Annotated in this window: 12 protein-coding genes, 1 tRNA gene and 1 other RNA gene; 8 read left to right on the plus strand and 6 right to left on the minus strand. The window is 69.7% G+C overall.

Annotated features, from left to right (window positions below; all coding sequences use genetic code 11):
- Nucleotide 1: 1 nt before the first annotated feature.
- Together AC3RXZ_RS02600 and AC3RXZ_RS02605 are read right to left on the minus strand one after the other, a co-directional pair.
- Nucleotides 2-1,339: a glutamine synthetase family protein gene (locus tag AC3RXZ_RS02600; protein ID WP_243225547.1), complete on the minus strand. Its 1,338-nt coding sequence runs from the start codon at nt 1,337-1,339 to the stop codon at nt 2-4.
- An 11-nt stretch (nt 1,340-1,350) separates the two neighbouring features.
- Nucleotides 1,351-1,563 carry an SPOR domain-containing protein gene (locus tag AC3RXZ_RS02605; RefSeq protein ID WP_491493083.1) on the minus strand — a complete coding sequence of 71 codons (213 nt, stop codon included), beginning with the start codon at nt 1,561-1,563 and terminating at the stop codon, nt 1,351-1,353.
- A 47-nt stretch (nt 1,564-1,610) separates the two neighbouring features.
- On the opposite strand from AC3RXZ_RS02605, the gene ppgK reads away from it, so the two are divergent.
- Nucleotides 1,611-2,357 carry a polyphosphate--glucose phosphotransferase gene (gene ppgK, locus AC3RXZ_RS02610; protein ID WP_243225545.1) on the plus strand — a complete coding sequence of 249 codons (747 nt, stop codon included), beginning with the start codon at nt 1,611-1,613 and terminating at the stop codon, nt 2,355-2,357.
- 64 nt (nt 2,358-2,421) lie between these two features.
- Here the strand turns inward: ppgK and rnpB are convergent.
- The 4 genes from rnpB to AC3RXZ_RS02630 all read right to left on the minus strand — a co-directional run bounded on the left by rnpB (nt 2,422) and on the right by AC3RXZ_RS02630 (nt 5,650).
- Nucleotides 2,422-2,782, minus strand: an RNA gene (gene rnpB / locus AC3RXZ_RS02615) — RNase P RNA component class A.
- Between the two features lie 14 nt (nt 2,783-2,796).
- Nucleotides 2,797-4,482: a bifunctional 3'-5' exonuclease/DNA polymerase gene (locus tag AC3RXZ_RS02620; protein WP_491493084.1), complete on the minus strand. Its 1,686-nt coding sequence runs from the start codon at nt 4,480-4,482 to the stop codon at nt 2,797-2,799.
- 21 nt (nt 4,483-4,503) lie between these two features.
- The gene (locus tag AC3RXZ_RS02625) at nt 4,504-5,235 is read right to left on the minus strand and encodes a zinc ribbon domain-containing protein (RefSeq protein WP_491493085.1); all 732 of its coding nucleotides are present in this window, start codon (nt 5,233-5,235) and stop codon (nt 4,504-4,506) included.
- Between the two features lie 43 nt (nt 5,236-5,278).
- The gene (locus tag AC3RXZ_RS02630; RefSeq protein ID WP_491493086.1) at nt 5,279-5,650 is read right to left on the minus strand and encodes a YchJ family protein; all 372 of its coding nucleotides are present in this window, start codon (nt 5,648-5,650) and stop codon (nt 5,279-5,281) included.
- Between the two features lie 86 nt (nt 5,651-5,736).
- On the opposite strand from AC3RXZ_RS02630, the gene AC3RXZ_RS02635 reads away from it, so the two are divergent.
- From AC3RXZ_RS02635 to AC3RXZ_RS02665, 7 genes are all read left to right on the plus strand, one after another.
- Nucleotides 5,737-6,576 (plus strand): aldo/keto reductase, encoded by an 840-nt coding sequence (locus AC3RXZ_RS02635; RefSeq protein ID WP_491493087.1) that lies wholly within the window; start codon nt 5,737-5,739, stop codon nt 6,574-6,576.
- Nucleotides 6,577-6,609: 33 nt separating this feature from the next.
- Nucleotides 6,610-6,682 (plus strand) — tRNA-Val (locus AC3RXZ_RS02640).
- Between the two features lie 165 nt (nt 6,683-6,847).
- Complete coding sequence (aceE, locus tag AC3RXZ_RS02645) at nt 6,848-9,574, plus strand: pyruvate dehydrogenase (acetyl-transferring), homodimeric type (protein ID WP_243225540.1); 2,727 nt, start codon at nt 6,848-6,850, stop codon at nt 9,572-9,574.
- Nucleotides 9,575-9,605: 31 nt separating this feature from the next.
- Complete coding sequence (locus AC3RXZ_RS02650; protein WP_243226172.1) at nt 9,606-10,799, plus strand: PucR family transcriptional regulator; 1,194 nt, start codon at nt 9,606-9,608, stop codon at nt 10,797-10,799.
- A gap of 85 nt (nt 10,800-10,884) precedes the next feature.
- On the plus strand, nt 10,885-11,808 hold the full coding sequence (locus AC3RXZ_RS02655) for an ACP S-malonyltransferase (RefSeq protein WP_491493088.1): 924 nt from the start codon (nt 10,885-10,887) through the stop codon (nt 11,806-11,808).
- A complete protein-coding gene (locus tag AC3RXZ_RS02660) occupies nt 11,805-12,806 on the plus strand; it encodes a beta-ketoacyl-ACP synthase III (RefSeq protein ID WP_491493089.1) in 1,002 nt (333 codons plus the stop codon). The genes AC3RXZ_RS02655 and AC3RXZ_RS02660 overlap by 4 nt, the downstream gene beginning before the upstream one ends.
- A gap of 68 nt (nt 12,807-12,874) precedes the next feature.
- On the plus strand, nt 12,875-13,123 hold the full coding sequence (locus tag AC3RXZ_RS02665) for an acyl carrier protein (RefSeq protein WP_243225536.1): 249 nt from the start codon (nt 12,875-12,877) through the stop codon (nt 13,121-13,123).
- Nucleotides 13,124-13,189: the final 66 nt, after the last annotated feature.

Below are 13,189 nucleotides of genomic sequence, written 5' to 3' on the forward strand. Positions count from 1 at the left end.
CTCAGAGCAGCTCGAGGTTGCTCTTCAGTTCGAACGGCGTGACCTGGCCTCGGTACGCCTCCCACTCCTTGCGCTTGTTGCGCAGGACGTAGTTGAACACCTGCTCGCCCAGGGTCTCGGCGACGAGCTCGGAGCTCTCCATGTACTCCAGCGCGTGGTCGAGACTCGCGGGCAGCGCCGCATAGCCCAGCGCGCGCCGCTCGGCGTCGCTGAGCGCCCACACGTTGTCCTCGGCCTCCGGAGGGAGCTCATAGCCCTCCTGGATCCCCTTGAGACCGGCGGCGAGCATCAGCGCGTAGGCGAGATAGGGGTTGGCGGCCGAGTCCAGACCGCGGTACTCGATGCGCGACGAGCCGCTCTTGTTCGGCTTGTACATCGGCACCCGCACCAGGGCGGAGCGGTTCGCGTGACCCCACGTCACGAAGCTGGGCGCCTCGTCCCCGCCCCACAGGCGCTTGTAGGAGTTCACGAACTGGTTCGTGACCGCGGCGATCTCGTTCGCGTGACGGAGCAGTCCTGCGATGAACTGCCGCCCGGTGCGGGACAGCTGGTACTTCGCGCCCTCCTCGTAGAACGCGTTGCGCTCGCCTTCGAACAGCGACATGTGCGTGTGCATGCCGCTGCCGGGCTGGTCGCTGAGCGGCTTCGGCATGAAGGTCGCGTACACGCCCTGCTCGATCGCGACCTCCTTGATGACCGTTCGGAAGGTCATCACGTTGTCGGCCATCGTGAGCGCGTCGGCATAGCGCAGATCGATCTCGTTCTGCCCGGGGCCGCCCTCGTGGTGGCTGAACTCCACCGATATGCCCAGGTCCTCGAGCATGCGCACCGAGCGGCGGCGGAAATCGTGCGCCGTGCCGCCCGGGACATTGTCGAAGTACCCGGCGGAGTCCACCGGCACCGGTCCCTCCGGGCCGAAGGTCGAGGACTTCAGCAGGTAGAACTCGATCTCCGGATGCGTGTAGAACGTGAAGCCGGCATCGGCCGCCTTCGCGAGCGCGCGCTTGAGCACATGGCGCGGATCAGCGACCGCGGGCTGGCCGTCCGGGGTTGTCAGGTCGCAGAACATGCGGGCGGTCGGGTCGATCTCCCCGCGCCACGGCAGGATCTGGAAGGTGGTCGGATCCGGCTGCGCGAGCAGATCGGACTCCGAGGTGCGCGTCAGCCCCTCGATCGCCGAACCGTCGAAGCCGATCCCCTCGGCGAACGCTCCCTCGACCTCGGCCGGCGCGATGGCGACCGACTTGAGCGTGCCGATCACGTCCGTGAACCAGAGCCGGACGAACTTGACGCCGCGCTCCTCGATCGTGCGCAGCACGAAGTCCCTCTGCTTGTCCATGCCCATGCGTGTCAGTCCCAGCCCTCTTCTGCGGCTTCCTCTTCGGCCCATGCCGCCGCCCGCTTCTTCAGAAGCTCCGGAGCCGCGGCGGCCTCGGCCTCGGTGTCGAACGGTCCGACCCGGTCGGCGGACGGCGAGATCATGCCGTACTCGACCTCACCGGTCACGGAGTTGTACCAGTACTTGTGATCGTTGTCCGGCATGGCGGATCCCTTCGTAAGCATCTGTCACGATCCTACTGTCGCCCGGTGCTCTCGCTAGGCTATTGGCCATGGCAAAAGCGATCGGCGTCGACATCGGCGGCACAGGTATCAAGGCAGGCATCGTCGACCTCGAGCACGGCACCATGGCATCCGATCGGGTGCGCGTCCCGACGCCCGAAGGCGCGTCGCCGGAGGACGTGCTGATCGCGGTCCAGACGGTCCTCAAGACCCTCGACGTGCACGAGTCGACACTCCCGCTCGGCGTCGCGTTCCCCGCGATCGTCAAGCGCGGCAAGACGCTGTCGGCCGCGAACGTGTCGAAGCAGTGGGTGGACTTCGAGGCGGAGCAGTTCTTCCGCGACGGCCTCCAGCGCAACATCGTGTTCGTCAACGACGCCGATGCCGCCGGAGTCGCCGAGGCGCGCCACGGCGCCGCCAGGGACGTGATCGGCCTGACCCTCCTGACGACGCTCGGGACGGGCATCGGCTCGGCGTTCCTCTACGACGGCGTCCTCGTGCCCAACTCCGAGCTCGGCCACCTCAACTTCCGTGAGTACGAGTCGGTCGAGCATTGGGCGGCCACCTCCGCGCGCGAGCGCGAGGGACTCTCCTGGGCCGAATGGGCCGAGCGGCTGCAGGCGTTCTACTCGCACATCGAGTTCCTCTTCAGCCCTGACCTGTTCGTGGTGGGCGGCGGCGTGTCGAAGAATGCCAGCGACTTCCTCCCGCTTCTGGACCTGAAGACCCCGATCGTCCCAGCGATCCACCGCAACAACTCCGGCATCATCGGCGCGGCCTCGCTCGCCGGCGACTAGCGCGTACAGGCGACGGCCCCGGCATCCTGAATCTCTCGGATGCCGGGGCCGTCGTCGTCTGAGGTGAATGGGTCGGCCTGTACGCCGGGTTCTGTTCCGGGGTCCTTCGCCCCTTCGACGGTCATCTCTCTCGGCGACACGTTGCCGTGGCGCTCCAGCGGCCTACCCGAGGACTCGGCGAGCCGCGTCATCATCCTCTGTCTGGCCTTGCTCCGGGCGAGGTTTACCTGGCGGGCCGTGTCACCACGGCCCCCGGTGGTCTCTTACACCACCCTTTCACCCTTACCGGGCCGAAGCCCGGCGGTCTGCTCTCTGTGGCACTGTCTCGCGGATCGCTCCGGGTGGGTGTTACCCACCGCCCTGCCCTGCGGAGCCCGGACGTTCCTCGGTGCGGTCTCCCGCCACGCGACCGTCCGGCCGGCCCATTCACTCCTCCAGTCTACTTCTCCGCTGTTCGCGTCACCCTCAGGTCCAGAGGCACATCCAACGGGAAGGAGCCGAACAGACGCCTCGTGGCGACGACCGCCGCCTCGTGCACGGCCTCCGCCGCCTGCTCGGCCGATTCGGCCGGGACGTGCAGGATGACCTCGTCGTGGAGGAAGAAGGCCAGATGCGCCTCGTTCGCGAACGGACCGGAGGCCGCGGCCGGAACCTCGGCGGGAGGCAGCCCACGGAGGCGGTGACGGATCTCCGCCAGCCAGATGAGCGACCATTCGGCGGCAGTGCCTTGCACCACGAAGTTGCGGGTGAACCGGCCCCGCTCCCTGGCGCGCCGCTGCGCCTCCCGTACGACCCCGGTCGATGCGTCGGCGCCGCTCGCCGCAGCCTGTCCCGCCCGCCAGGCCTCCGGAGGTCTCGGTGAGGTACGGCCCAACCACGTGGACACGACCCCGCCGTCCTCCCCGATCCTGGCCGCTTCGTCGACGAGCCTCATCGCGCGGGGGAACACACGCCGCAACCGCGGCACGAGGCGCCCGCTGTCTCCCGTCGTCGCGCCGTACATCGCTCCGAGCACGGCGTACTTGGCCTCCTCGCGCGTATCGACGGCCCCGGACTCGACGACACCGGCGTACAGGTCGTTCCCCCGCGCCGCCTCGGCCATCGCCTGGTCCGCAGCCATAGCGGCCAGCATCCGGGGTTCGAGCTGCGCCACGTCCGCCACGACGAGCATCCAGCCCGGATCGGCGCGCACGGCGGGACGGAGAAGGCGCGGCAGCTGGAGGGCTCCTCCGCCCGCCGAGGCCCACCGCCCTGTCACCACGCCACCGGGGATGTACACCGGACGGAACCGTCCGTCGCGGACCCACTCCGCCAGCCATGCCCAGCCGTTCGCGCTGAGCAGTCGAGACAGCTTCTTGTAGGCGAGCAGCGGCGGCACCGCGGGGTGATCGTGCTCGGCGAGCTCCCAGCGGCTCGTGGACTCGGAGAGCACCCCGACGCGGTGCAGCGCCCGCAGCAGCTTCGGCTGGCTGTCCAGGTTGACGCGCGCGTCTCCCAGTTCGGTGCGAACGCGGTACGCCAGCTCGGCCATCCGTGCCGGCACGCCGCCCGCGCGGCGTTCGCCGAGCGTGTCGACGAGGATGCGCTCGTGCTCGGCGGCGTCCCAGGGCAGACCCGCCGCTCGCATCTCCTCGGCCACGAGCCCTCCCGCGGACTCCGCGGCGCAGAGCAGCTCCAGCCGCCCGTCGCGCGCGGTCGACAACGCCTGCAGCTGCGCACGGTACTGCTCCAGTAGGAGCCCGACCGGATCCTCGCGCGAACCGGCGTGCAGCGCGTCGAACAGGGTGGGCGCCTCGGCCTCGGACGTCACCGGCGACCACGCCTCGTCCCCGGGGAGCGGCTCGGCCAGCAGTGCGGTGTCCCGGAGGATGGCGTGGCAGAGCACGAGGTCGTGCGTGCGGGTCAGACGCGCACCCGCGTGGAGCAGCTCGGGGTACAGCTCGCGGGCGCTGCGGATGACCCATCGCGGTGCGGACTCCGCCTCGGTCGCGGCCGTCCATGCCGCGAGTTCGTCGGGCGCGATGCGGTGGCGTCCCTGCTCGGCGCCCTCCCGATCCAGATCGATCGCGACGCAGCCGTCCTCCGTCGCGACGAGCGCGATGCGGCGCTCAGCGCTGCGAGACACCGGGCACGACGCGCACGGGCGTCACAGCCCGGATTCCTCGGTGCGCACGAGGATGCAGCCGCACTCCGGGCAGGAGACGACCTCGTCGGCCGGCGCGTTCCGCACGGTGGTCAGATCGATCCCCGACAGCACCATGCGGCAGCCCTCGCAGGTGCCCTGCCGCAGCAGCGCCGCACCGGTCGTGCGCGCCGCGCGACGGGTGTAATCCGCCAGCAGCGCGGCATCCACTCGGGCGACCACGGCCGCGCGGTCGCGGGAGAGCTGCTCACCCTCCGTCGTCGCGGCCGCCACGTCGGCCTTCGCCCGGGCGGTGAGCTCGGTGCCCTCCGCCGTCGTGGCGTCGATCAGCGCCTGCTGCGCGGCCACCGCGGACTCGGCCTCCTCGACGCGCGCCATGACCTCGAGCTCCTGATCCTCGAGGTCGCTGGTGCGCCGGGCGAGGCTGGCCAGCTCGCTCTCCAGCGCCTGAGCGTCCTTGGGGTTCGTCGCTGCGGCGAGCCGCTCGGCGTCGCGCGCACGGCGCTGTTCGACGACCGCGACGTCCGCTTCCAGGCGACGAAGCTCCGCCACCGCGTCGTCGCGCGTCCCGGTCAGCGCCGTCAGGTCACGCAGCTGGCTCTGCCGGAGCGCGGCGAGCTCATTGATGCGCGCGCCACCGGCGGGCTGGGTGCGCAGGCGCTCGGCCTGCTGGATGCGCCGATCCAGATCGGCGACGTCGAGGAGGAGGCGCTGCTGTTCGGGGCTGGCGTTCACGATCCCAACCTAGTCTCTGCGGGCGACATCCGCTCTCGCCGCCTCAGCCGGGCGTGCCGTCGACGTACAGCCAAGCGCGTCCCTCCCGGACGAAACGGCTGCGTTCGCGCATCGATCCCGACCCCGATGCATCGCGGTGGAAGGCTTCGAAGAGCACGACGCCGTCGCGATCGAACGGACCGCCGCGCTCGGTGGCGAGCACGTCCAGGCGTGTCCACCGCACGGCCGGATCCAGGTTCAGGACCGCCGGTCGGGTCGATGGGTGCCAGGTGCGCAGCAGATGCGCCTCGTCGCCCCGCGCGAAAGCCGTGAAGCGCGAGCGCATGAGCCGCTCCGCCGTCGGCGCGAACCCGCACGCGAGCAGCGGCCCGCAGCAATGGTCGAACGTCTCTCCGGACAGACAGGGACAGCGCATGGGTCCATTGTCGCGCGACGTCACGTCCGCCCCGACCGCACGCGGCGTGCGTAGGCTGGACGGACGCGTTCGACGAAGGAGACTCGATGACCTCGCTGCCCACGTTCACCGCACACAACGGCTTCGCGCTGCCGGCCATCGGCCTCGGCACCTACGGACTCAGAGGAGAGGCCGGCGCCGCCTCCGTCACCGCAGCGATCGACGCCGGATACCGTCTGGTCGACTCCGCCTTCAACTACGAGAACGAGGGCGCCGTGGGCCGCGGCGTCGCGGATGCCGGCACCGATCGCGCCGAGATCATCGTGACGTCCAAGCTGCCCGGCCGGCATCATCCGTCCGACAAGGCGCCGTGGAGCATCGAGGAGAGCCGCTGCCGTCTCGGCGTCGACGCGATCGACCTGCACCTCATCCACTGGCCGAACCCGAGCCAGGACGAGTACGTGCAGGCGTGGGCCGCCCTCGTCGATGCCCAGCAGCGCGGTGTGGTGCGCCAGATCGGCGTGTCGAACTTCCTCCCCGAGCACCTCGAGCGTCTGGAGCGCGAGACAGGAGTGCGTCCGGTCGTCAACCAGATCGAGCTGCACCCGTACTTCCCGCAGGAGGAGCAGCTCGCGTACCACCGGGAGCGCGGCATCATCACCGAGGCCTGGAGTCCGCTCGGCCGAGCCCGCGAACTGCTCGACGAGGCGGTGATCGGCGAGGTCGCGGCCGCGCACGGGATCACGGCAGCGCAGACCGTGCTGGCCTGGCACGTCGCCCGCGAGGTCGTCTCGATTCCGAAGGCCTCCTCCCTCGACCACCAGAAGAGCAATCTCGCCGCGGCATCCGTCCGGCTCGACGCGACGGAGGTCGAGGCGATCACCGCGCTCGGTCGCCCCGACGGTCGGCTCTTCGACGCCGATCCCCGCACGCACGAGGAATCCTGACGCGCGGGCGGCACGGATAGACTGAGACGGTCAGGGCCTTTAGCTCAGCTGGTAGAGCGCCACGTTTACACCGTGGATGTCGTCGGTTCGATCCCGGCAGGGCCCACCGTCCCGTCCGTCCGTCGCCCGCTCACCGCGCCCGCCGATGTGCGCCGCCGTCGTGGAAGAGGGCTAGGCTGAATCCGGCGCGCGTTGTGCCGAGCCGACAAGGCTCCCCGTGTCGCTTCCCGTTTTCCCGGCGAGACCCGCCAGCTTGACGAAAGGCTCCACCGTGACCGTCCACGACCAGGATCCGTACTCTCAGGGCCCCCTCGACAGCGATCCGGACGAGACCGGTGAGTGGCAGCAGTCGCTCGACGGGCTGGTCGACGCCAAGGGCCACGGCCGTGGCCGCGAGATCATGCTCAGCCTGCTCAAGCGCTCCAAGGAGCTGCACCTCGGCGTGCCGATGGTCCCGACGACGGATTACATCAACACCATCGCGCCGGAGAACGAGCCGGAGTTCCCCGGCGACGAGGAGCTCGAGCGCCGCTACCGCCACTGGATCCGATGGAACGCGGCGATCACCGTGCACCGTGCGCAGCGTCCCGGCATCGGCGTCGGCGGCCACATCTCGACCTACGCGTCGGCGGCCTCGCTCTACGAGGTCGGTCACAACCACTTCTTCCGTGGTCAGGACCACCCCTCCGGCGGCGATCAGATCTTCTACCAGGGCCACGCGTCGCCCGGCATGTACGCCCGCGCGTTCCTCGAGGGCCGTCTCACCGAGGCGCAGCTGGACGCGTTCCGGCAGGAGAAGTCCGGCGCGCCGAACGGCCTGCCGTCCTACCCGCACCCTCGAATGATGCGGGAGTTCTGGCAGTTCCCGACCGTGTCGATGGGTCTCGGCCCGATCAATGCGATCTATCAGGCCATGACGAACAAGTACCTCGCCAACCGGGGCATCAAGGACGTCGCGGACTCGCACGTCTGGGCCTTCCTCGGCGACGGCGAGATGGACGAGGTCGAATCCCGCGGTCAGCTCCAGGTCGCGGCGAATGAGGGCCTGGACAACCTCACGTTCGTGATCAACTGCAACCTGCAGCGCCTGGACGGCCCGGTCCGCGGCAACGGCAAGATCATGCAGGAGCTGGAGAGCTACTTCCGCGGGGCCGGCTGGAACGTCATCAAGGTCGTGTGGGGACGCGAGTGGGACGACCTGCTCGCCCGCGACGCCGACGGCGCCCTGCTCAACCTCATGAACGTCACCCCCGACGGCGACTTCCAGACCTACAAGGCCGAGAACGGCGCGTTCGTGCGGGAGAACTTCTTCGGCCGTGACGAGCGCGCGCTGAAGCTCGTCGAGGGATACACCGACGACCAGATCTGGAAGCTGCGCCGCGGCGGTCACGACTACCGCAAGGTGTATGCGGCCTACAAGGCGGCCATGGAGCACAAGGGCCAGCCCACGGTCATCCTGGCCAAGACGGTCAAGGGCTACGGCCTCGGACCGCACTTCGAGGGTCGCAACGCGACTCACCAGATGAAGAAGATGACGCTGGACGACCTCAAGCTGTTCCGCGACACGATGCAGATCCCGATCACGGATGCGCAGCTCGAGGCCGACCCGTACCGTCCGCCCTACTACCACCCGGGTGCACAGGACGAGACGATCCAGTACATGCTGGATCGCCGCCGCGACCTGGGCGGCTTCCTGCCGGAGCGCCGCAGCACGCACGTCGACCTCGCCCTCCCGGAGGACAAGGACTACGCGCTGCTGAAGAAGGGATCGGGCAACCAGGAGGTCGCCACGACGATGGCGTTCGTCCGCATGCTCAAGGACCTCATGCGCGTGAAGGGCTTCGGCCAGCGCATCGTCCCGATCATCCCGGACGAGGCCCGCACCTTCGGCATGGACGCCTACTTCCCCACGGCGAAGATCTACAACCCGAACGGCCAGAACTACACGTCGGTCGACCGCGAGCTGCTCCTGGCGTACAAGGAGAGCCCGCAGGGCCAGATCATGCACGTCGGCATCAACGAGGCCGGGGCGACGGCGGCTCTCACCGCGACCGGCACGTCGTACTCCACACACGGCGAGCCGCTGATCCCGATCTACATCTTCTACTCGATGTTCGGCTACCAGCGCACGGGCGACGCCTTCTGGGCCGCCGCTGATCAGATGGCGCGCGGATTCGTGATCGGCGCCACCGCCGGTCGCACGACCCTGACCGGTGAGGGCACGCAGCACGCCGACGGCCACTCGCCGCTGCTGGCCTCGACGAACCCGGCCACGGTGACCTACGACCCCGCGTTCGGATACGAGGTCGCGCACATCGTGCAGTCCGGCATCGAGCGCATGTACGGCGGCACGCACCCCGACCCCGACGTCATGTACTACCTCACGGTGTACAACGAGCCGATGAAGCAGCCCGCGGAGCCGGAGGGCGTCGACGTCGACGGCATCGTCAAGGGCATCCACCGCATCGCGGTCGGCGAGGGCGACGGACCGCGCGTCCAGCTGCTCGCGTCGGGCGTGGGCGTCCCGTGGGCGCTCGAGGCGCAGGAGCTGCTGGCCGCGGACTGGGGTGTCGTCGCCGACGTCTGGTCCGTCACCAGCTGGACCGAGCTGCGCCGTGACGGTCTTGCCGCCGACGAGCACAACTTCCTCCACCCGGCCGAGGAGCCGCGCGTCCCGTACCTGACGCAGAAGCTCACCGGGGCCGAGGGCCCGTTCGTGGCGACGAGCGACTTCATGCACGCCGTCCAGGACCAGATCCGCCAGTGGGTCCCCGGTGACTACTACACGCTGGGCGCGGACGGCTTCGGCTTCGCCGACACGCGCGCGGCCGCTCGTCGCTTCTTCAAGATCGACGGCCCGTCCATGGTCGTCCGGGCCCTGCAGGGCCTGGCGGATCAGGGCAGGATCGACCGCTCGGTGATCGCCCAGGCGATCGAGAAGTACGACCTGTTCAACGTCAACGCCGGCACGAGCGGGAACGCCGGCGGCGAGAGCTGAGCCGGAGGTGACAGGCTCGTCCCCCGCGTCGATGGACAAGGCCGCGACACTCGCGTGGCTGCGCCGGATCTCCGGCGACATCGCCACGGTGACGATCAAGCGCCTGGAGGACACGCTCCCCTGGTACGCCGACATGCCACCGGCCCGCCGCTCAGCGGTCGGGCTGGTGGCGCAGGCGGGAATCACCTCGTTCATCCAGTGGTATGACGACCCCTCCTCGACGCCGTGGATCGCCGCGGACATCTTCGCCGCCGCCCCGCGCGAACTGCTGCGCAGCGTGAGCCTGCAGCAGACGCTGCAGCTCATCCGCGTCACCGTCGAGGTCACCGAGGAACGGGTGGCTGGCAAGGGCGAGCATCTGCGGGAGGCGATCCTGCTGTACTCGCGGGATGTCGCCTTCGCGGCCGCCGATGTCTATGCCAGGGCAGCGGAGGCCCGGGGGCTGTGGGACGCGCGGCTCGAGGCTCTGGTCGTGGACTCGATCCTCACCGGCGAGGCCGACGAGGAGCTTCCCAGTCGCATCGCCGCGCTCGGTTGGCACGGTCACGGCGAGGTCTGCGTGATCGTGGGCACGACGCCGGCGCAGTTCGACGTCGACCAGGTCCGCCGCACGGCCCGCAAGCTCGCCGTCGACGTCCTGGTCGGCGTGCAGGGCTCCCGCCTCGTCCTCGTGGTCGGACGCGCGCAGGACTCGGCACGCGATTCCGGCGAGGATGAACTCGCCTTCGACGAGATCGCGGCGCGCCTGGAGCCGTCGTTCGGGCCCGGCTACGTCGTGGTCGGTCCCGCGGTCGCCGCTCTCGTGGATGCGGGGCAGAGCGCACGCGCTGCGCTGGCGGGATTCGCCGTCGCGCGGGCGTGGCGGGGAGCTCCCCGCCCCGTGGATGCGGACGACCTCCTGCCCGAACGCGCCCTCGCCGGCGATCCGCTGGCCAAGCTGACGCTCATCGAACGGATCCACCGTCCGCTGCAGGCCCATTCCACGGATCTCGTCACCACGCTGTGGAGCTACCTCGACAACGGCCGGTCCCTCGAGGCGACGGCGCGGGAACTGTTCGTGCACCCGAACACCGTGCGGTACCGTCTGAAGCGCGTGAGCGAGGTCATCGGATGGGATGCGACCGGTCCGCGCGAGGCGCTGATCCTGCAGACCGCGCTCATCCTCGGATCCATCGGGACCGCGGAGCCCGCCCGGCGTCGCCCGAACCCCCGTCGATCGCGCTGAGCGCTGTACGCCACACACAAGGGATCTCGACAATCTTGTGAGAGTTCCCCCACTCTCCGCGCGCGATCGTTGGCAGACTGGACTGGTGATTGTCGTCGCCTGCCCTGGACAGGGCTCACAGACCCCCGGCTTCCTCTCCCCCTGGCTCGAACTGGACGGCGTCGCCGAGCGGCTCGCGGCCTACTCCGAAGCCGCCCAGGTGGACCTCGTCCAGCACGGGACCGAATCGGATGCCGAGACCATCCGGGACACGCGCGTCGCCCAGCCGCTGATCGTCGCGGCCTCGCTCATCGCGCAGCACGAGCTCGAGCGGCGGTGGGGGCGCCGTGCGGACGGCGTCGCGGGACACTCGGTCGGTGAGATCGCGGCCCTGGTCGCCAGCGACGTCATCGATGACGAGACCGGCATGCGTCTGGTCGGGATCCGCGGACGCGCCATGGCGGACGCCGCGGCTCAGGTGCCGACCGGTATGAGCGCCGTGCTCGGCGGAGATGAGGATGCCCTGCTGGCGCGTCTCGCGGAACTCGGTCTCTCCCCCGCCAATTACAACGGCGGCGGGCAGATCGTCGTCGCCGGCGCCCTCGAGGCGCTCTCGACGCTCGCCTCCGAGCCGCCGAAGGGGACGCGAGTCATCCCGCTCCAGGTCGCCGGAGCGTTCCACACCTCCTACATGCAGCCGGCCGTCGAGACGCTCCGCGACGCCGTGCGCGAGGTGACGGCATCCGCGCCTTCCCTCACACTGTGGACGAACCGCGACGGCTCCGTCGTCACCGACGGCACCGCCGCGCTCGACCTGCTCGTCGGCCAGGTCGCCTCACCCGTCCGCTGGGACCTGTGCATGAACTCGTTCGCCGAGAACGGCATCACCGGACTCATCGAGCTCGCACCGGCCGGAGCGCTGACGGGCCTCGCCAAGCGCGGACTCCGCGGCGTGCCGACCGTCGCCGTCAAGACACCCGAAGACCTCGATGCAGCGGTGGAGCTGCTGAACGGAGCAGAGACGAAGTGAGCGCCACCCTCAAGCAGGCGTCCGGCCCGGCCTATACGCGCATCTACGCCTACGGCGCCGCGCGCGGGGAGAACGCGGTCCCGAACGAGGACCTGATCGAGCCTATCAACTCCAGCGACGAGTGGATCCGCCAGCGCACCGGCATCGTCACGCGCGCACGTGCGGTCGCAGAGACGGACGCCATCGATCTCGCGACCACCGCTGCCGCCGAGGCCATCGAGCGCGCCGGCGTCGACGCCGCGGAGGTCGACCTCGTGATCGTGGCGACCATCAGCAATCCCAAGCAGTCCCCGTCCGTCTCGGCGATCGTGGCCGACCGCGTCGGCGCGAATCCCGCCGCGGCCTATGACATCAACGCCGCGTGCGCCGGCTACGCGTACGCCGTCGCACAGGCGGATGCGCTGATCCGTGCCGGGGCCGCGCGCTACGCGCTCGTGATCGGCACCGAGAAGCTCTCGGACATCGTGGACCCCACTGACCGCAGCATCTCCTTTCTGCTCGGGGACGGCGCCGGCGCGGCCCTCATCGGCCCGAGCGAGACGCCGGGCATCTCCCCCGCCGTCTGGGGCTCGGACGGCTCCAAGGCGGACGCCGTCGGCATGAACCACACGCTCACGGAGTTCCGCGACGGCAGCGCGCCATGGCCGACCCTGCGCCAGGAGGGTCCCACGGTCTTCCGCTGGGCCGTGTGGGAGATGGCCAAGGTCGCTCGCGAAGCACTCGAGGTCGCCGGTGTCGAGGCGTCCGACCTCGCGGCGTTCATCCCGCACCAGGCGAACATGCGCATCATCGACGAGTTCGCCAAGCAGCTGGGCCTCCCTGAGACCACCGTCATCGCGCGCGACATCGAGACCACCGGCAACACGTCGGCGGCATCCATCCCGCTCGCGAGTCACCGTCTGATGGCCGAGCACCCCGAGCTCTCCGGCGGTCTGGCCCTCCAGATCGGCTTCGGCGCCGGGCTGGTGTTCGCCGCCCAGGTCGTCGTCCTCCCCTGATCCCGACCGCCTGTTCCCTAGACTGTTCAACGGTTCCGACCAATCACCCGCAAGAAAGAGGAAAAGCAATGGCTTTCACCAACGATGAGGTCCTCGCGGGCCTCGCCGAGCTCATCACCGACGAGACCGGCATCAACGCCAGCGAGGTGGAGCTCTCGAAGTCGTTCACGGACGACCTCGACATCGACTCCATCTCGATGATGACGATCGTCGTCAACGCGGAGGAGAAGTTCGGCGTCACGATCCCGGACGACGAGGTCAAGAACCTCAAGACCGTCGGCGACGCGGTGAACTTCATCGTCGCCGGCCAGGAGTAAGACCCGAGGGATGCCACGCCCGCATCTCGCGGGTCGTGGCATCCTCTGCCTCGCTCCCTAACCGCC

It is taken from the genome of Microbacterium cucumeris (assembly GCF_058349845.2).

What these genes read in the sequence shown, in the direction of transcription:
- AC3RXZ_RS02630 (WP_491493086.1), bottom strand. Translation starts at nt 5,650, where the DNA reads ATGCGCTGTCCCTGTCTGTCCGGAGAGACGTTCGACCATTGCTGCGGG.
- AC3RXZ_RS02665 (WP_243225536.1), top strand. Translation starts at nt 12,875, where the DNA reads ATGGCTTTCACCAACGATGAGGTCCTCGCGGGCCTCGCCGAGCTCATC.
- AC3RXZ_RS02650 (WP_243226172.1), top strand. Translation starts at nt 9,606, where the DNA reads ATGGACAAGGCCGCGACACTCGCGTGGCTGCGCCGGATCTCCGGCGAC.
- AC3RXZ_RS02600 (WP_243225547.1), bottom strand. Translation starts at nt 1,339, where the DNA reads ATGGACAAGCAGAGGGACTTCGTGCTGCGCACGATCGAGGAGCGCGGC.
- AC3RXZ_RS02635 (WP_491493087.1), top strand. Translation starts at nt 5,737, where the DNA reads ATGACCTCGCTGCCCACGTTCACCGCACACAACGGCTTCGCGCTGCCG.
- AC3RXZ_RS02605 (WP_491493083.1), bottom strand. Translation starts at nt 1,563, where the DNA reads ATGCTTACGAAGGGATCCGCCATGCCGGACAACGATCACAAGTACTGG.
- ppgK (WP_243225545.1), top strand. Translation starts at nt 1,611, where the DNA reads ATGGCAAAAGCGATCGGCGTCGACATCGGCGGCACAGGTATCAAGGCA.